Raw genomic sequence first — 14,311 nt, 5'->3', positions numbered from 1 at the left:
GCGGCAAGAGCAGCCATGCGGGCGCCGACTGTCGCCTTCTGGTGCGAACGGCCGCAGACGGAAGGGCAGGGCACCAGGCAGCAGCGCGCCCAAAGCCGGACATTAAATGAGCCAGTCGAGCTTCCTGAAAGCGGACGCAAACGGCTGGCGCCCGATGAGGCAGGAGGCGGTGGGCTGGACGACGCGACGCGACGCGGCAGCCGCTCCAGCCGGGTGGCGTGGCAATATGTCGTGGATCTTGCCGGCCGCACGGGTGTAGCACTGTGACAAGCGCTTCGCAGGGCGGGGAAAATCCGCCTGTCGTGCAGCGCTATGGCCGCCCGCGAGTTTAGGGTCGGACAGGCAACAGGGAGCCGCCGGATGAGCGACGATCGCGAGCACAAGGTACGGGAGCGGGCGCACGCCATCTGGCAGCGGGAAGGCGAGCCGCAAGGGCGCCACGACGAACATTGGCACCAGGCCAATCGCGAGATCGACGAGGAACATGGCTCGGCTCAGAACGCGGTGGCCCAGACACCCGTCGCCGAGGACGGCGCCGCGACCGAGGCAGCCCCCAAGCGCCGCAAGCGCACTGCCGCCGAGACACCCGCGACCGACAAGCCCGCGCCCAAGCGTCGCACCACCAAAAAGGCCGATCCCGGGGCCTGATACCGGATCAGCGGCTTCCGCAGTCCCCGATCAGGCGGCGGAACAGCGTGGCATATTGGCGGGCCGGGCCGCGCCACGACACGTCGCTCGCCATGCCATTGGCCTGAAGCCGGCTCCAGGCGTCGCCATCGCGATAGAGTGCGGCGGCCCGTGCCAGGCCGCTGCGCAGGGAAGGTAGCGAATCCGGGGGGAATTGCACGCCGGTGGCAAAGCCCTGATGGAGCGCCATCGGGCTCGCGTCGATCACCGTGTCGCTCAGTCCGCCCACCCGCGCGACCAGCGGCACTGCGCCATACCGCAGCGCGCAAAGCTGGGTGAGGCCGCATGGCTCGAACCGGGAGGGGACGAGGATCGCGTCCGCGCCGCCCTGCACCAGATGGGCCAGCGCCTCGTCATAGCCGAGGATACAGCCGATCCGGTCGGAATCTCCGGCGGCACTGTCAAAGCCCTGCTCCAGCGGCTTGTCGCCGCTCCCGAGCAGCGCGAGCTGGGCATTGAGGCGCGGAAAGTCGGCAAGCGCGGCGAGCAGCAGGTCCAGGCCCTTCTGCGCCGTCAGCCGGCTCACCACGCCGATCAGCAGCGCGTCCGGGTCCGGCGCCAGGCCGAAGCGCTGCTGTACCGCGCGTTTGTTCTCGGCGCGGGCGGCGACATGGGCGGCATCGAACCGCGCGGCGAGCGCGTCGTCGGTGGTCGGGTTCCACACCTCGACGTCGATGCCGTTGAGGATGCCGGCCAGCGCGTGGGCCCGGCTGTCGAGCAGGCCGTCCAGCCCCATGCCGTGCGCCGGCGTGCGGATCTCGTCGGCATAGGTGGGCGAGACGGTAGTGACCTGATCGGCGAAATAGATGCCGCCCTTCAGATAGCCGAGCTGGCCGTAATATTCGACGCCGTCCACTGCGAACGCTTCCGCCGGCAAGCCGATCGTGCCGAGCAGATGGGCGGGGAAGATGCCCTGGAACGCAAGATTGTGGATGGTCAGCGCCACCGGCACCCGCGCGCCCGATACATCGAAATACTGGTAGACCGGGATTAGCGCGGCCTGCCAGTCATGCGCCTGGACGATGTCGGGCCGGACGCCCGGGATATGGCCGGCCGCGCAATCGGCACCGGCGCGAGCGAGCGCGGCGAAGCGGAGCGCATTGTCCGGCCAATCCAGCCCGTCGGGGCCGAGATAGGGGTTGCCCGGCCGATCGAAGAACCCCGGCGCGTCGAGCATCAGCAGGTCGAGCCCCGCCGCCTGCCCGCGGACCAGCCGGGCAGGCTGGCCGAACAGCGCGCCATATTCGTGCACCACCGCGCCGCCCTGCAGCGCCGCGCGGACCGCCGGATAGCCGGGCACCAGCGTCAGCGTCTCGATCCCCTCGGCGGCGAGCGCGGCCGGGAGCGCGCCGACCACATCGGCCAGGCCGCCGGTCTTGACGAGCGGGAAAACTTCGGACGCGACCGACAGCAGCCGGATCGGCATCAGCGTTCCAGGTCCGCGATCATCTTGGACGTGATCAGGCAGATGCCCTTTTCGGTGCGGCGGAAGCGGCGCGCATCGGCCTCCGGATCCTCGCCCACCACCAGACCGTCCGGGATCTTCACGCCGCGTTCGATGATGACGTTCTTCAGCCGCGTGGACCGGCCGATGTTGACGCGCGGCAGGATCACCGCATTCTCGATCTGGCCATAGCTGTTGGCGCGCACGCCGGTGAACAGCAGCGAGTTGCGGATGGTCGCACCCGAGACGATGCAGTCGCCCGAGACCAGCGAGGAGATCGCCTCGCCGCGGCGGCCATCGTCGTCATGAACGAACTTGCACGGCGCCGTCATCTCCGAATAGGTCCAGATGGGCCATTCGCGATCGTATAGGTCCAGGTCGGGATCCGCCGTAGTCAGGTCGATATTGGCGGCGAAATAGGCGTCGAGCGTACCGACGTCGCGCCAATAGGGCTCGGCATGCGGGCCGGAACGCAGCGCCGACCTGCTGAAATGATGCGCGCGCGCGCCGCCGTCCTTCACCAGCTTGGGGATGATGTTGTGCCCGAAATCATGCGCCGAATCCGGATCGGAGGCGTCGCTGTGCAGAATGTCGAATAGGAATTCGGTGTCGAACACATAGATGCCCATACTGGCGAGTGCCAGATCGGGATGGCCGGGCATGGCGGGGGGATCGGCCGGCTTTTCGAGGAACTGCAGGATGCGATCCTTCTCGTCGACATGCATCACGCCGAAGCCGCTGGCCTCGTGCCGCGGCACCTCGACACAGCCGACGGTGACGGTGGCGCCGCTTTCGCAATGCTCCTCCAGCATCACGCCATAATCCTGCTTGTAGACATGGTCGCCGGCCAGCACGACCAGGTATTTGGGCGCGTAGCTGCGGATGATGTCCATGTTCTGGTACACGGCGTCGGCGGTGCCGAGATACCAGTTCTCTTCCGACACGCGCTGGCTGGCGGGCAGGATGTCGAAGCTTTCGTTCCGCTCGGGCCGGAAGAAGCTCCAGCCATGCTGCAGATGGCGGATCAGGCTGTGCGCCTTGTACTGGGTCGCCACGCCGATACGCGGGATGCCGGAGTTCAGCGCGTTCGACAGGGCGAAGTCGATAATGCGGGTCTTGCCGCCGAAATAGACGGCGGGCTTGGCGCGACTATCGGTCATCTCCATCAGCCGGCTGCCGCGGCCGCCGGCCAGGACGATCGCCATTGCCGTGCGCGTAACAAGGCCGCGTAACGTCGAACTAGGTGCCATTCCCGGAAGATCCCCACTGATCCCGGTGAAGCGGCTAAGGGACCAAGGAGTTCCCAACTTCTTTCGTCACTTGGCACTTTTCATGTCCAATATCGTTCGGAGCGCGCGGGAGCATGATGAAAAGGGGCAGCGCAGGTGCAGCATACCGTCCGGCCGGCCGAGCAATGGCTGCACGATCCGTTCGCCTATCTGGGGCCGCAGGGCGATGTCCTGCGGGTCTGGCAGCCTAGCGCGCGCGGCGTGGCCTGGATCGCGGCAGACGGCGCGGAGCAACCCCTGGCACCGCAGGGCGACGGCCTGTTCGAGGGCAGTGCGCCCCACGGCGCCTATCGCCTGAAGGTGGACTGGCCCGGCGGCACCCAGCTGCTGGACGATCCCTATCGCTTCGACCCAGTGCTGGGGGACCTGGACCTCTATCTGTTTGGCGAAGGGCGGCATTGGGAGCTTGCCACCCGGCTGGGCGCGAACCCGCGCACGATCGACGGCGTGGAAGGCACGGCCTTCGCGGTCTGGGCGCCCAATGCGCGATCGGTATGCGTCACCGGCGATTTCACCGGGTGGGACGCGCGGCGCCTGCCGATGCGCGCGCGCCACGACAGCGGCATCTGGGAATTGTTCGTGCCGGGCGTCGGTGTCGGAGCATGCTACAAGTTCGTCGTCACCGGCGCGGATGGAGTGGCGCGCGAAAAGGCAGATCCGCTGGCCCGCGCGACCGAGCTGCCGCCCGCGACTGCCTCGATCGTCGCCGCGGCGCCCGCGTTCGCCTGGCAGGACCAGGCATGGATGGAGACGCGCGCCGACCGGCACCATCCCGGCGCGCCGGTCAGCATCTACGAACTGCACGCTGCCTCCTGGCGCCGTCCATGGCATGACGACGCGCATCACGACTGGGACGAACTGGCCGACGCGCTGATCCCCTATCTGCAGGACATAGGCTTCAGCCATGTCGAGCTGATGCCGATCATGGAGCATCCGTTCGGCGGCTCCTGGGGCTATCAGCCGCTGTCGCAATTCGCGCCGTCGGCGCGGTTCGGCACGCCAGAGGGGTTCGCCCGGTTCGTCGATCGCTGCCATCAGGGCGGGATCGGCGTGATCCTTGACTGGGTGCCGGCCCATTTTCCGACCGACGCGCATGGCCTGGCGCAGTTCGACGGCACCGCGCTCTACGAGCATGCCGATCCACGCGAAGGCTTCCACCCGGACTGGAACACCGCGATCTACAATCTCGGCCGCACCGAAGTGGCCGGCACGCTGATCGCCTCCGCACTATGGTGGCTGGAGACCTTCCATGTCGACGGGCTGCGCGTCGATGCCGTCGCCTCGATGCTGTACCGCGACTATAGCCGCAAGGCCGGCGAGTGGATCCCCAACCAGCATGGCGGGCGCGAGAATCTGGAATCGATCGCGTTCCTGCGACGCCTGAACAGCGTGGTGGCGGAGCGCTGCCCCGGCGCGATCACCATCGCCGAGGAATCGACCGCCTTTCCCGGCGTGACCGACCGGCCGGAAGATGGCGGGCTGGGGTTCAACTATAAGTGGAACATGGGCTGGATGAACGACACGCTCCGCTACATGGAGCAGGATCCGGTCCATCGCCGCTGGCATCACGGCGAGATGACGTTCGGCCTAGTCTATGCGTTCAGCGAGCGCTTCATCCTGCCGCTCAGCCATGACGAGGTGGTGCATGGCAAACAGTCGCTGATCGCCAAGATGCCGGGCGATCGCTGGCAGAAATTCGCAAATCTGCGCGCCTATCTCGCCTTCATGTGGGCGCATCCGGGCAAGAAGCTGCTCTTCATGGGCGGTGAGATCGCCCAGTGGCAGGAATGGAACCATGATGCCGAGCTGGACTGGGCGGCGCTGCAACAGCCCGATCACGCCGGGGTGCAGGGGCTGGTCCGCGACCTGAACGCGCTCTATGCCCGTGAAGGCGCGCTCCACCACGGCGATGCCGATCCCGCCGGGTTCGAATGGCTGGTCGGCGACGATGCGGACAACAGCGTCTACGCCTTTGCCCGGCTCTCGCGCTACGGCGCCGCGCCGCTGGTGTTCGCCGTCAACCTCACACCGGTGCCGCGCCACGGCTACCGGGTCGGCGTCCCGCTCGCCGGTGCGTGGCGCACGGTGCTGAACAGCGATGCAGAACGCTATGCCGGCGGGAACATCGCCGGCCCCGATGTCGTTCACACCGCCGCGATCGCCTCGCATGGCCGGACGGACTCGCTCGAGCTCGTCCTGCCGCCCCTGGGTGCGATCCTCCTCCGACATGAAGGACCCGCCGCGTGAGTTCTCTTCCCGACCGGCTGCTGAGCGGCGCACCCTATCCGCTCGGCGCCACGTTCGACGGCCTGGGCGTCAACTTTGCGGTCTTCTCGGCCAATGCCGAGCGGATCGAGCTGTGCCTGTTCGACGATAGCGGCCGGCGCGAGATCGCCCGGCTGCCGCTGCCGGAATGCACGGACGAAGTGTGGCACGGCTATCTGCCCGATGCGCGGCCGGGCCAGCTCTATGGCTTTCGCGCGCATGGCCGCTATGCCCCGGAAGAGGGGCATCGTTTCAATCCGAACAAGCTGCTGATCGATCCCTATGCCCGCCAGCTGGCCGGGCAGATCCGCTGGAACGATTCGCTCCATGGCTATCGCGTCAATTCGCCGCGCGCCGACTTGAGCTTCGATCGCCGCGACAGTGCCCCCTCGATGCCCAAGAGCGTGGTCGTCACGGACGCGTTCGACTGGGGCGACGATCGCCGGCCGAACGTACCCTGGTCGGAAACCATCCTGTACGAGGCGCACATCAAGGGCCTGACCCAGCTGATGGAGGACGTGCCCGTCGGCGAGCGCGGCACCTATCGCGCTCTCAGCCATCCGCGGGTGATCGCACATCTCCAGCGGCTCGGCATCACCGCGGTGGAGCTGCTGCCGATCCACGGCTTCGTGCAGGACCGGTTCCTGCAGGAAAAGGGGCTGGTGAACTATTGGGGCTATAACAGCCTCACCTTCTTCGCGCCCGAGGCCCGCTATCTCGGCGGCGGCACGGCGGACGATTTGCGACTGGCGGTGCGCCGGCTGCACGCAGCCGGGATCGAAGTGATCCTGGACGTGGTCTACAATCACACGGCCGAGGGCAGCGAACTGGGCCAGACCCTGTCGTTCCGCGGCCTGGACAATGCGACCTATTACCGGCTGCAGCGCGACAATCCGCGCTACTGCGTGAACGACACCGGCACCGGCAACACGCTGAACGTCAGCAAGGCGCGCGTGCTGCAGATGGTGATGGATTCGCTGCGCTATTGGGCAGAGAGCTATCATGTGGACGGCTTCCGCTTCGATCTGGGCGCGACGCTGGGCCGGGTGGGCGATGGCGGGTTCGATCCCGGCGCCGCCTTTTTCCACGCTCTACGCCAGGATCCGGTGCTCGGCCGGCTGAAGCTGATCTCCGAGCCATGGGACATCGGCCCGGGCGGATACCAGCTGGGCAACCACCCGCCGGGCTTCGCCGAATGGAACGACAAGTTCCGCGACAGCGCCCGCCGCTTCTGGCGGGGCGATGCCGGCATCCGCCCAGAATTCGCCGCGCGCATCGCCGGATCGGGCGACCTGTTCGATCGCCGCGCCCGCCGTCCCTGGGCCAGCGTCAACTATATCGCCAGCCATGACGGCCAGACGCTGGCCGACATCACCCAGTACGAACAGCGCCACAACGAGGCCAATGGCGAGGACAATCGCGACGGCCATAGCGAGAATTATTCCTGCAACTGGGGCGCCGAGGGCCCGACCGACGATGCCGGGATCAACGCGATCCGCGAGAAGGTGCGCCGGTCGATGCTGATCACCGTGCTCGCCTCGCTCGGCACGCCGATGCTGATGGCAGGCGACGAGTTCGGCCGCACCCAGCAGGGCAACAACAATGCCTATGCGCAGGACAACGAGATCAGCTGGCTAGACTGGAAGGCAGCGGAATCGCCTGCGGGCGAGAGCCTGACGCATTTCGTCCGCCGGCTGATCCTGATCCGCAAACACTATCCGCTCGTGCGCTCCGGCGCGTTCCTCTATGGCGAGGAGATCGCGCCGGGCCTGCGCAACATCGAATGGTTCGACGAGCGCGGCCAGCCGCTCTCGCCCGAGGACTGGCAGAATCCCGAGGGCAAGGCGCTGATCATGCGGCGCACCCGGCTGACCAGCGAGAACGAGTTCGAGGCTATCACGCTGTTGATGAACGGCTCGCAATCGCCGCTCACCTTCGAACTGCCGGGGCCGCACGGCTATCGCCGGTTGCTGGTCGACAGTGCCGACACCGGCATCGGCGAGCGTGACCTGGAGGAACGCTCGATCGAGGTGCAGGACCGCAGCGCCGTGCTGCTGCTCGCCAAGGGCCCGATCGAATGAGATGGGGGCCCCAGCCGGTCGCGCCCGGACGCACGCGCTTCGCGCTCTGGGCGCCGGCGCTCGATGCGCTGACGCTGGAGCTGGAGGGGGCACCGCCAGTGCCGATGATACCCGCCGCGGACGGCTGGTTCGAGACGGAGGCGGAGGCCGGGGCGGGCGCCCGCTATCGCTTCCGCCTGCCGGACGGCACGGCGGTGCCCGATCCTGCCGCGCGGCTGCAGGCCAGTGGCGTGCATGGCTGGAGCGTGGTGCCCGACACGATGGATGCCGCCGAGGATGGCTGGCGCGGCCGCCCCTGGGAAGAGACGGTGCTGCAGGAGGTCCATGCCGGCGTGCTGGGCGGCTTTGCCGGCGTCGCGGAGACGCTGCCGTCGCTCGCGGAACTCGGCATCACCGCGATCGAGCTGATGCCTATCGCCGGTGTCTCGGGCAGCCGCAACTGGGGCTATGACGGCGTGCTGCCCTATGCGTTGCACGAGGATCTGGGATCGCCGGAGGAACTGCGTGCCCTGATCGACCGGGCGCATGCGCTGGGGATCAGCGTGTTCCTCGACGTGGTCTATAATCATTTCGGGCCGGACGGGAATTATCTCGGCAGCTACGCGCCCGGCTTCTTCCAGGCCGATGTGCACACGCCCTGGGGCGGCGCGATCGATTTCGGCAAGGAACCGGTGGCCCGCTTCTTCCTCGACAATGCGCTGCATTGGCTGAGCGAATATCGCTTCGACGGCCTGCGCTTCGATGCGGTCCATGCGATCGGCGACAATGGCTTTCTCGATCGGCTGGCGGCGGAAGTGCGCGGCGCGTTTCCCGATCGCCACATCCATCTGGTGCTGGAGAACGAGTCGAACGACGCCGCCCGGCTGGAACGCGGCTTCGATGCGCAGTGGAACGACGACTTCCACAATGTGCTGCACGTCCTCCTGACCGACGAGGATCAGGCCTATTACCAGGATTTCGCCACGGAACCGGCCGCCAAGCTGGCGCGGTGCCTGGCAGAGGGGTTCATCTACCAGGGCGATCCCTCGCCCAACCATGACGGCGCGCCGCGGGGAAGCGCCAGCGGCCACCTGCCGCCAACACGGTTCGTGAGCTTCCTTCAGAACCATGACCAGGTCGGCAACCGCGCGCTGGGCGAGCGACTGACCGTGCTGGTGGCGCCCGATCGCCTGCGCGCCGCCACGGGCCTGTTGCTGCTGTGCCCGCAGATTCCGCTTCTCTTCATGGGCGACGAGAGCGGATCGCAGTCGCCCTTCCTGTTCTTCACCGACTTTCATGACGAACTGGCCGATGCGGTGTGCGAGGGGCGCCGTCGGGAATTCGCCAAATTTCCGGCCTTCGCCGATCCCGAGGCACGGGCGCGCATCCCCGATCCCAATGCGCGCGAGACGTTCCTCGCCTCCCGCCCCGAGCCGGGGCCGGATGCGGAGGCATGGCGGACGCTCTACCGGGACCTGCTAGCGCTGCGCCGGACGCATATCGTCCCGGACCTCCGCGCCGCCCGCGCGCTGGGCGCGGATACGATCGGGCCCAAGGCGGTGCGCGCTGCGTGGCAGTTGGGCGCGCAGCGGCTGACGCTCGCGATCAATCTGGGCGACGCGGATGTGGCGCTTGCCGCGCCGGAGGCCGCTCCGCTGGTCGTCCTCGGCCAGGGCCCTTCGGGCGGCATGCTGGCGCCGGCCAGCTTCGTCGCCTGGCTGGAAACGGTCGCATGAGCGATGCCGATGTCATGCGCCTGGCCAAGGCGGCCGAGCTGCTGATCGAGTGGGAGGATGCTGCCGGCCAGGCGCGCACCGTGTCGCCGGAATCGCTCCGCCTGATCCTCGACGGGCTGGGACTGGCGTGCGGAACGCCCGCGCAATGTGCCGAGAGCATGGCCTGGCTGCAGGCACGCCGGTCGCCGCTGCGCATCCTGGACGGCGATACGGTGCTCGCCGCAAGGGGCCGGGTGCATCTGGAGGATGGCAGCGCGCGCGATGCCGCGGCCGGCCCGCTGCCGATCGGCTATCACCGGCTGGAGACCGATGCCGGGATGATCGATCTCGCCGTCGCGCCGCCGCAGGGCTGGCGCGTCGCGGATCTGGGGCTCGATCGACGCCCCTGGGGCACGGCGGTGCAGCTCTACAGCCTGCGCGAGGGCGACGCGTTCGGCGATTTCGGCGCGCTCGGCCGGTTCGTGGGGGTAGCCGGCGCGGCCGGGCTGGACGCCGTGGCGATGAGCCCGGTACATGCGCTCTTCACCGCCGATCCCCAGCGCTACAGCCCCTATTCGCCGTCGAGCCGCGAATATCTGAACCCGCTCTATGCCGATCCGGCGCTGCTGGGTTTCGACGCCACGGAAGCGGACGGGCCCGCGCTGATCGACTGGCCGGTGGCGGCCCCGGCGAAACTAGCCCGGTTGCGCGACGCCTATGCGGCGCTGCCGGAAGAGGCTGCCCACGCGTTTGCCGACTATGTCGCCGCCGCGGATGGCCGGTTGATCGACCATGCCCGGTTCGAGGCGCTGCACGGCCATTTCCTCCGCACGACCGGCGCGCATGGCTGGCAGGGCTGGCCCGAGCCTTATCGCAATCCGCGCAGCCCGGAAGTGGCCGCCTTTGCCGACGCCTATGCCGGGGAAGTGCGCTTCCACCTGTTCCTGCAATGGCTCGCCGATGCCTCGCTGGCCCGCGCGGCCGATGCCGCCCGCGGCATGGCGCTGGGCCTGATCGCCGACATCGCGGTGGGGCTGGACGTCGGCGGCAGCCATGCCTGGAGTCGCGGCGATGAACTGATGCTGGGCATCGGCATCGGCGCGCCGCCCGATGCGTTCCAGGCCGCCGGGCAGAATTGGGGCATCACCAGCTTCTCGCCCTTCGCATTGCGCGAGCAGGGCTATGCGCCGTTCCTGTCGCTGCTGCGCAGCGCGATGCGGCACGCGGGCGGGGTGCGGATCGATCACGCGCTGGGCCTGCGCCGGCTCTGGGTGGTGCCGAACGGCGCCTCGCCGCTGGACGGTGCCTATCTGACCATGCCGGAGGTCGATCTGCTGCGGCTGATCGCGCTGGAATCGCACCGCGCCCAGGCAATCGTGATCGGCGAAGATCTTGGCGTGGTGCCCCCTGGCCTGCGCGAAGCGCTGACGGCGCATGGCCTGTACGGCATGCGCGTGCTGCCGTTCGAGCGCGACGAAGATGGCTTCATCCCGCCCGCCAGGTGGCCCGCGCACGCGGTGGCGATGACCAGCACCCATGATCTGCCGCCGATCGCCGGCTGGTGGAAGGGGCGGGACATCGACTGGCGCGAGCGCCTGGCGCCGGACGAGGATCGCAGCCAGGAACGCGTCGAGCGCGAGGAGGACCGCGCGCGCTTCCGCGAGGCGGTCGAGGCGGCCGGCATCACGGAGGACGACCCGGTCGATGCCGCCATCGCCTATACCGCCAGCGCGCCCTGCGAATTGCTGATCGTCCCAGCCGAAGATCTGTTCGCGACCGACGAGGCGCCGAACCTGCCCGGCACGATCGACGAGCATCCCAATTGGCGTCGCCGCCTGCCTGCCGACGCTGCCACCCTGTTCGCCGCCCCGGCGGTGCGCGCCCGCATCCAAGCCGTGAAGGACCGACGATGATCCCGCGCGCCACTTATCGCCTCCAGTTCCACAAGGACTTTCCCTTCGCCGCGGCCGAGCCGCTGGCCCCCTATCTGCGCGATCTGGGCATCAGCCATGTCTATGCCTCGCCGATCGCCGCCGCGCGGGCCGGGTCGACCCATGGCTATGACGGCATCGATCCCGCCCGGATCAATCCGGAACTGGGTGGGGAGGAGGGCTTTCGCCGCCTCGCCGCCACGCTGAAGGCGCACGGGATCGGCATCGTCGTCGATATCGTGCCCAATCACCTGGCCGTGGGCGGCGCCGACAATCGCTGGTGGCTGAGCGTGCTGGAACGTGGCGCCGCCAGCCCCTTTGCCCGCTATTTCGACATCGACTGGACCTCCGCCGATGTCGCCTTGCGGGGAAAGCTGCTGGCGCCGTTTCTGGGCGTGCCGCTGGACGAGGCGCTGCGCAGCGGGGCGATCCGGCTGGTCCGCGATGCCGAGGGCATGGCGCTGGTCGCGCACGACACGCACCGTTTCCCGATCCGGCCGGAGGATCGCGAGGCGCTCGCCGAACTGGACGACCATACGCTCGCCCGGCAGTTCGATGCCGCCACGCCGGAGGGCTATACCCAGCTCGCCAAGCTCCACGCCCGCCAGCATTATCGCCTCGCCTGGTGGCGCACCGCGGCGGACAGGATCAACTGGCGCCGGTTCTTCGACATCACCGAGCTGGCCGGGCTTCGCGTCGAGGATCCGGAAGTGTTCGACGCGGTGCATGCGCTGCCGCTGCGCCTCTATGCCGAGGGGCTGATCGACGGGGTCCGGGTCGACCATGTCGATGGCCTGGCCGATCCGCCCGGCTATGGCCGCCGGCTTCGCGCTGCGCTGGAGGAGGCGGGGCGCCACCGCCCGGCCGACGCGAACCCCGGTCCGCCCTGGTTGATCGTCGAGAAGATCCTGGGCGCGGGCGAGCGGCTGCCCGTCGATTGGGCCACCGACGGCACCAGCGGCTATGACTTCATGGACCAGGTGTCCGCGCTGCAGCACGCCCCCGCGGGTGCTGCGCCGCTCACCGCTCACTGGCAGGCGCTGAGCGGCCGCCCCGGCGAGTTCGAGGCGGAGGAGACGCTCGCCCGCGACCAGATCCTGGATTGGGCGTTCCCCGGCCAGCTGGAAGCGGCGGCGGGCGCGTTCGAGCGGCTGGCCACGCTGGAGGGCGATCATTGCGACGTCACCGCCGGCATGCTGCGCCGGGGCATCGGCACGCTGTTGCGGGCGATGCGGGTCTATCGCAGCTATGGCAGCGCCGCGCTGGCGGACAGTCCGGCGCTGCGCGCGGCGCGTGCGGTGGCCCAGGCCAGTGCCGCCCCCGGCGAGGCGTTCGTGCTCGATCTGCTGTGCGACTGGATCGAGGGGCGTCGCTCGCCCTATCATTCGCTGCGTCGCGAAGCCGTGCAGCGTTTCGAGCAATTGAGCGCGCCGCTGTCGGCCAAGGCGGTCGAGGACACCGCGTTTTACCGCTATGCCCGGCTGCTCTCACGCACCGATGTGGGCTTCTCCGCCGATACCTTCAGCCTCAGTCCCGCCGACTTCGCCGCGCGGGTGGCGATACGGTCTGGCGATCATCTTCATGCGATGCTCACCACCGCGACGCACGACCATAAGCGCGGGGAGGATGTGCGGGCCCGGCTGGCGGTGCTGAGCGAACTGCCCGAGGCGTGGATCGCCGCCAGCGAGCGCTGGATGGACATGCCGCCCGGCGAGACGTTGCTGCCGGGCGATCGCTACGCCATCCTGCAGACGGTGGTCGGCGCCTGGCCGCTGGACCTGGACGCGAACGAACCGGCAGGCTTGCAAGCCTTCGCCGTGCGCGTGATCGACTGGAGCCGCAAGGCCATGCGCGAGGCCAAGCTGCGTTCCTTCTGGGCCCAGCCGGACGAGGCCTATGAAGCGGCCGGCGCCGAATTCATCCGTGCGCTGCTGGCCCCCGGCAGCGACGCCGCGCAGGATCTCGCTGCCTTCGTCCGGCGCATCGCACCCGGGGGCGCGGTCAACGCGGTTGCCCAGGCGGTGCTGCGCAGCACGCTGCCGGGCGTGCCCGATCTCTATCAGGGTTGCGACCTGTGGGACTGGAGCCTGGTCGATCCCGACAATCGCCGCCCGGTCGACTATGCCGCCCGCATGCCGATGGCGAGGCTGGGCGAGGGCACGCCCGGCTGGCCCGACGGTCGCCTGAAACAGGCGGCGATTGCCGAGGCGCTGCATCTGCGCCGCGCCGATCCGGCGCTGTTCGCGGCGGGCGACTTCGCGCTTCTGGAGACCGCGGGTGCGCGCGCCGGCCATCTCTTCGCCTTTGCCCGTCGCCACGAAGGACGCACGCTGCTCGTCGCAGTGCCGCTGCACTGCGCCACCGCCGTGGACGCCGATCTGCGGATCGATCCCGATTGGTGGGGCGACACCGCGATCCTCGCGCCCGATGGCGCGCGCATCCCGGCCCACGACGCGTTCGCCGAGCGGCCGTTCCTCCTGCGCCAGGGCTGAGCGGAAAGCGCCCTGCCTCTCCGGAAGAACCGGGCCGGCGCCGAATAGTGCTTGTTCGGCCGGCGTGGATCGTGCGACGGCGCGCGGCATGACGAGCATCGGCATCTGAGACCTTGCCCGCTTGGCTCGGGTATCTCGGGCGTCGACGCGCAGCGCGCGAATGACTGCTCTTGGCAACTTGCGACGTTCGCGTCGCCAAAACGAACGTCGCAATCTGGTCGACATCTGCCAATCAGCGGCAAGGGCGGGTGGCGAATCGGATCTGGGGTTTCATTCGCCGTGATCGTCGGTCGCGATTGAGATAGAGAATTTCATTAACCATCATCCGTCTTTTCCATGCTGCATGCATGGTTGTGTGAAGAGCGAGAGAAAGGAAAATAAGAAGAATTTGGATATAATTTTGGTTGATGCGAGAGCTTTCTCCATGT

General features: G+C 68.4%; 8 protein-coding genes and 1 pseudogene. 7 read left to right on the top strand and 2 right to left on the bottom strand.

The window, feature by feature from the left end; genetic code table 11:
- Both ABIC35_RS07625 and ABIC35_RS07620 read left to right on the top strand, forming a co-directional pair.
- A pseudogene (locus tag ABIC35_RS07625) lies at positions 1 to 267 on the top strand (hypothetical protein); the annotation flags it as partial.
- 93 nt (positions 268 to 360) lie between these two features.
- Positions 361 to 648 carry a DUF2934 domain-containing protein gene (locus ABIC35_RS07620; RefSeq protein ID WP_121078052.1) on the top strand — a complete coding sequence of 96 codons (288 nt, stop codon included), beginning with the start codon at positions 361 to 363 and terminating at the stop codon, positions 646 to 648.
- Positions 649 to 655: 7 nt separating this feature from the next.
- On the opposite strand, the gene glgA is transcribed toward ABIC35_RS07620, so the two are convergent.
- Together glgA and glgC are read right to left on the bottom strand one after the other, a co-directional pair.
- Entirely contained in the window at positions 656 to 2,113 is a 1,458-nt protein-coding gene (gene glgA, locus ABIC35_RS07615; RefSeq protein ID WP_220667368.1) for a glycogen synthase GlgA, read from the bottom strand.
- Positions 2,113 to 3,381: a glucose-1-phosphate adenylyltransferase gene (glgC, locus tag ABIC35_RS07610; protein WP_354278378.1), complete on the bottom strand. Its 1,269-nt coding sequence runs from the start codon at positions 3,379 to 3,381 to the stop codon at positions 2,113 to 2,115. The genes glgA and glgC overlap by 1 nt, the downstream gene beginning before the upstream one ends.
- A 135-nt stretch (positions 3,382 to 3,516) precedes the next feature.
- Between glgC and glgB the strand changes: the two genes are divergently transcribed.
- From glgB to treY, 5 genes are read left to right on the top strand one after another with little or no spacing between them, the layout of a single operon-like run.
- A complete protein-coding gene (glgB, locus tag ABIC35_RS07605) occupies positions 3,517 to 5,667 on the top strand; it encodes a 1,4-alpha-glucan branching protein GlgB (RefSeq protein WP_121078048.1) in 2,151 nt (716 codons plus the stop codon).
- A complete protein-coding gene (gene glgX / locus ABIC35_RS07600; RefSeq protein WP_121078046.1) occupies positions 5,664 to 7,766 on the top strand; it encodes a glycogen debranching protein GlgX in 2,103 nt (700 codons plus the stop codon). The genes glgB and glgX overlap by 4 nt, the downstream gene beginning before the upstream one ends.
- On the top strand, positions 7,763 to 9,481 hold the full coding sequence (treZ, locus tag ABIC35_RS07595) for a malto-oligosyltrehalose trehalohydrolase (RefSeq protein WP_121078044.1): 1,719 nt from the start codon (positions 7,763 to 7,765) through the stop codon (positions 9,479 to 9,481). The genes glgX and treZ overlap by 4 nt, the downstream gene beginning before the upstream one ends.
- Complete coding sequence (gene malQ / locus ABIC35_RS07590) at positions 9,478 to 11,373, top strand: 4-alpha-glucanotransferase (protein WP_121078041.1); 1,896 nt, start codon at positions 9,478 to 9,480, stop codon at positions 11,371 to 11,373. Before treZ ends, malQ begins: the two co-directional genes overlap by 4 nt.
- The gene (treY, locus tag ABIC35_RS07585) at positions 11,370 to 13,883 is read left to right on the top strand and encodes a malto-oligosyltrehalose synthase (RefSeq protein ID WP_121078039.1); all 2,514 of its coding nucleotides are present in this window, start codon (positions 11,370 to 11,372) and stop codon (positions 13,881 to 13,883) included. The genes malQ and treY overlap by 4 nt, the downstream gene beginning before the upstream one ends.
- The last annotated feature ends 428 nt before the right edge of the window (positions 13,884 to 14,311 follow it).

Origin of the sequence: Sphingomonas trueperi (assembly GCF_040545965.1) — a bacterium.
In the GTDB taxonomy this organism is placed as follows: Bacteria; Pseudomonadota; Alphaproteobacteria; order Sphingomonadales; family Sphingomonadaceae; genus Sphingomonas; species Sphingomonas trueperi_C.
The sequence above is the reverse complement of the archived record's forward strand: the minus strand, read 5'-3'. Positions and strand labels throughout refer to the sequence as shown.

Bases quoted from the DNA above. Each gene is read 5' to 3' on its own strand.
- treZ (WP_121078044.1), top strand. From the start codon at position 7,763: ATGAGATGGGGGCCCCAGCCGGTCGCGCCCGGACGCACGCGCTTCGCG.
- glgC (WP_354278378.1), bottom strand. From the start codon at position 3,381: ATGGCACCTAGTTCGACGTTACGCGGCCTTGTTACGCGCACGGCAATG.
- glgA (WP_220667368.1), bottom strand. From the start codon at position 2,113: ATGCCGATCCGGCTGCTGTCGGTCGCGTCCGAAGTTTTCCCGCTCGTC.
- ABIC35_RS07620 (WP_121078052.1), top strand. From the start codon at position 361: ATGAGCGACGATCGCGAGCACAAGGTACGGGAGCGGGCGCACGCCATC.
- malQ (WP_121078041.1), top strand. From the start codon at position 9,478: ATGAGCGATGCCGATGTCATGCGCCTGGCCAAGGCGGCCGAGCTGCTG.
- treY (WP_121078039.1), top strand. From the start codon at position 11,370: ATGATCCCGCGCGCCACTTATCGCCTCCAGTTCCACAAGGACTTTCCC.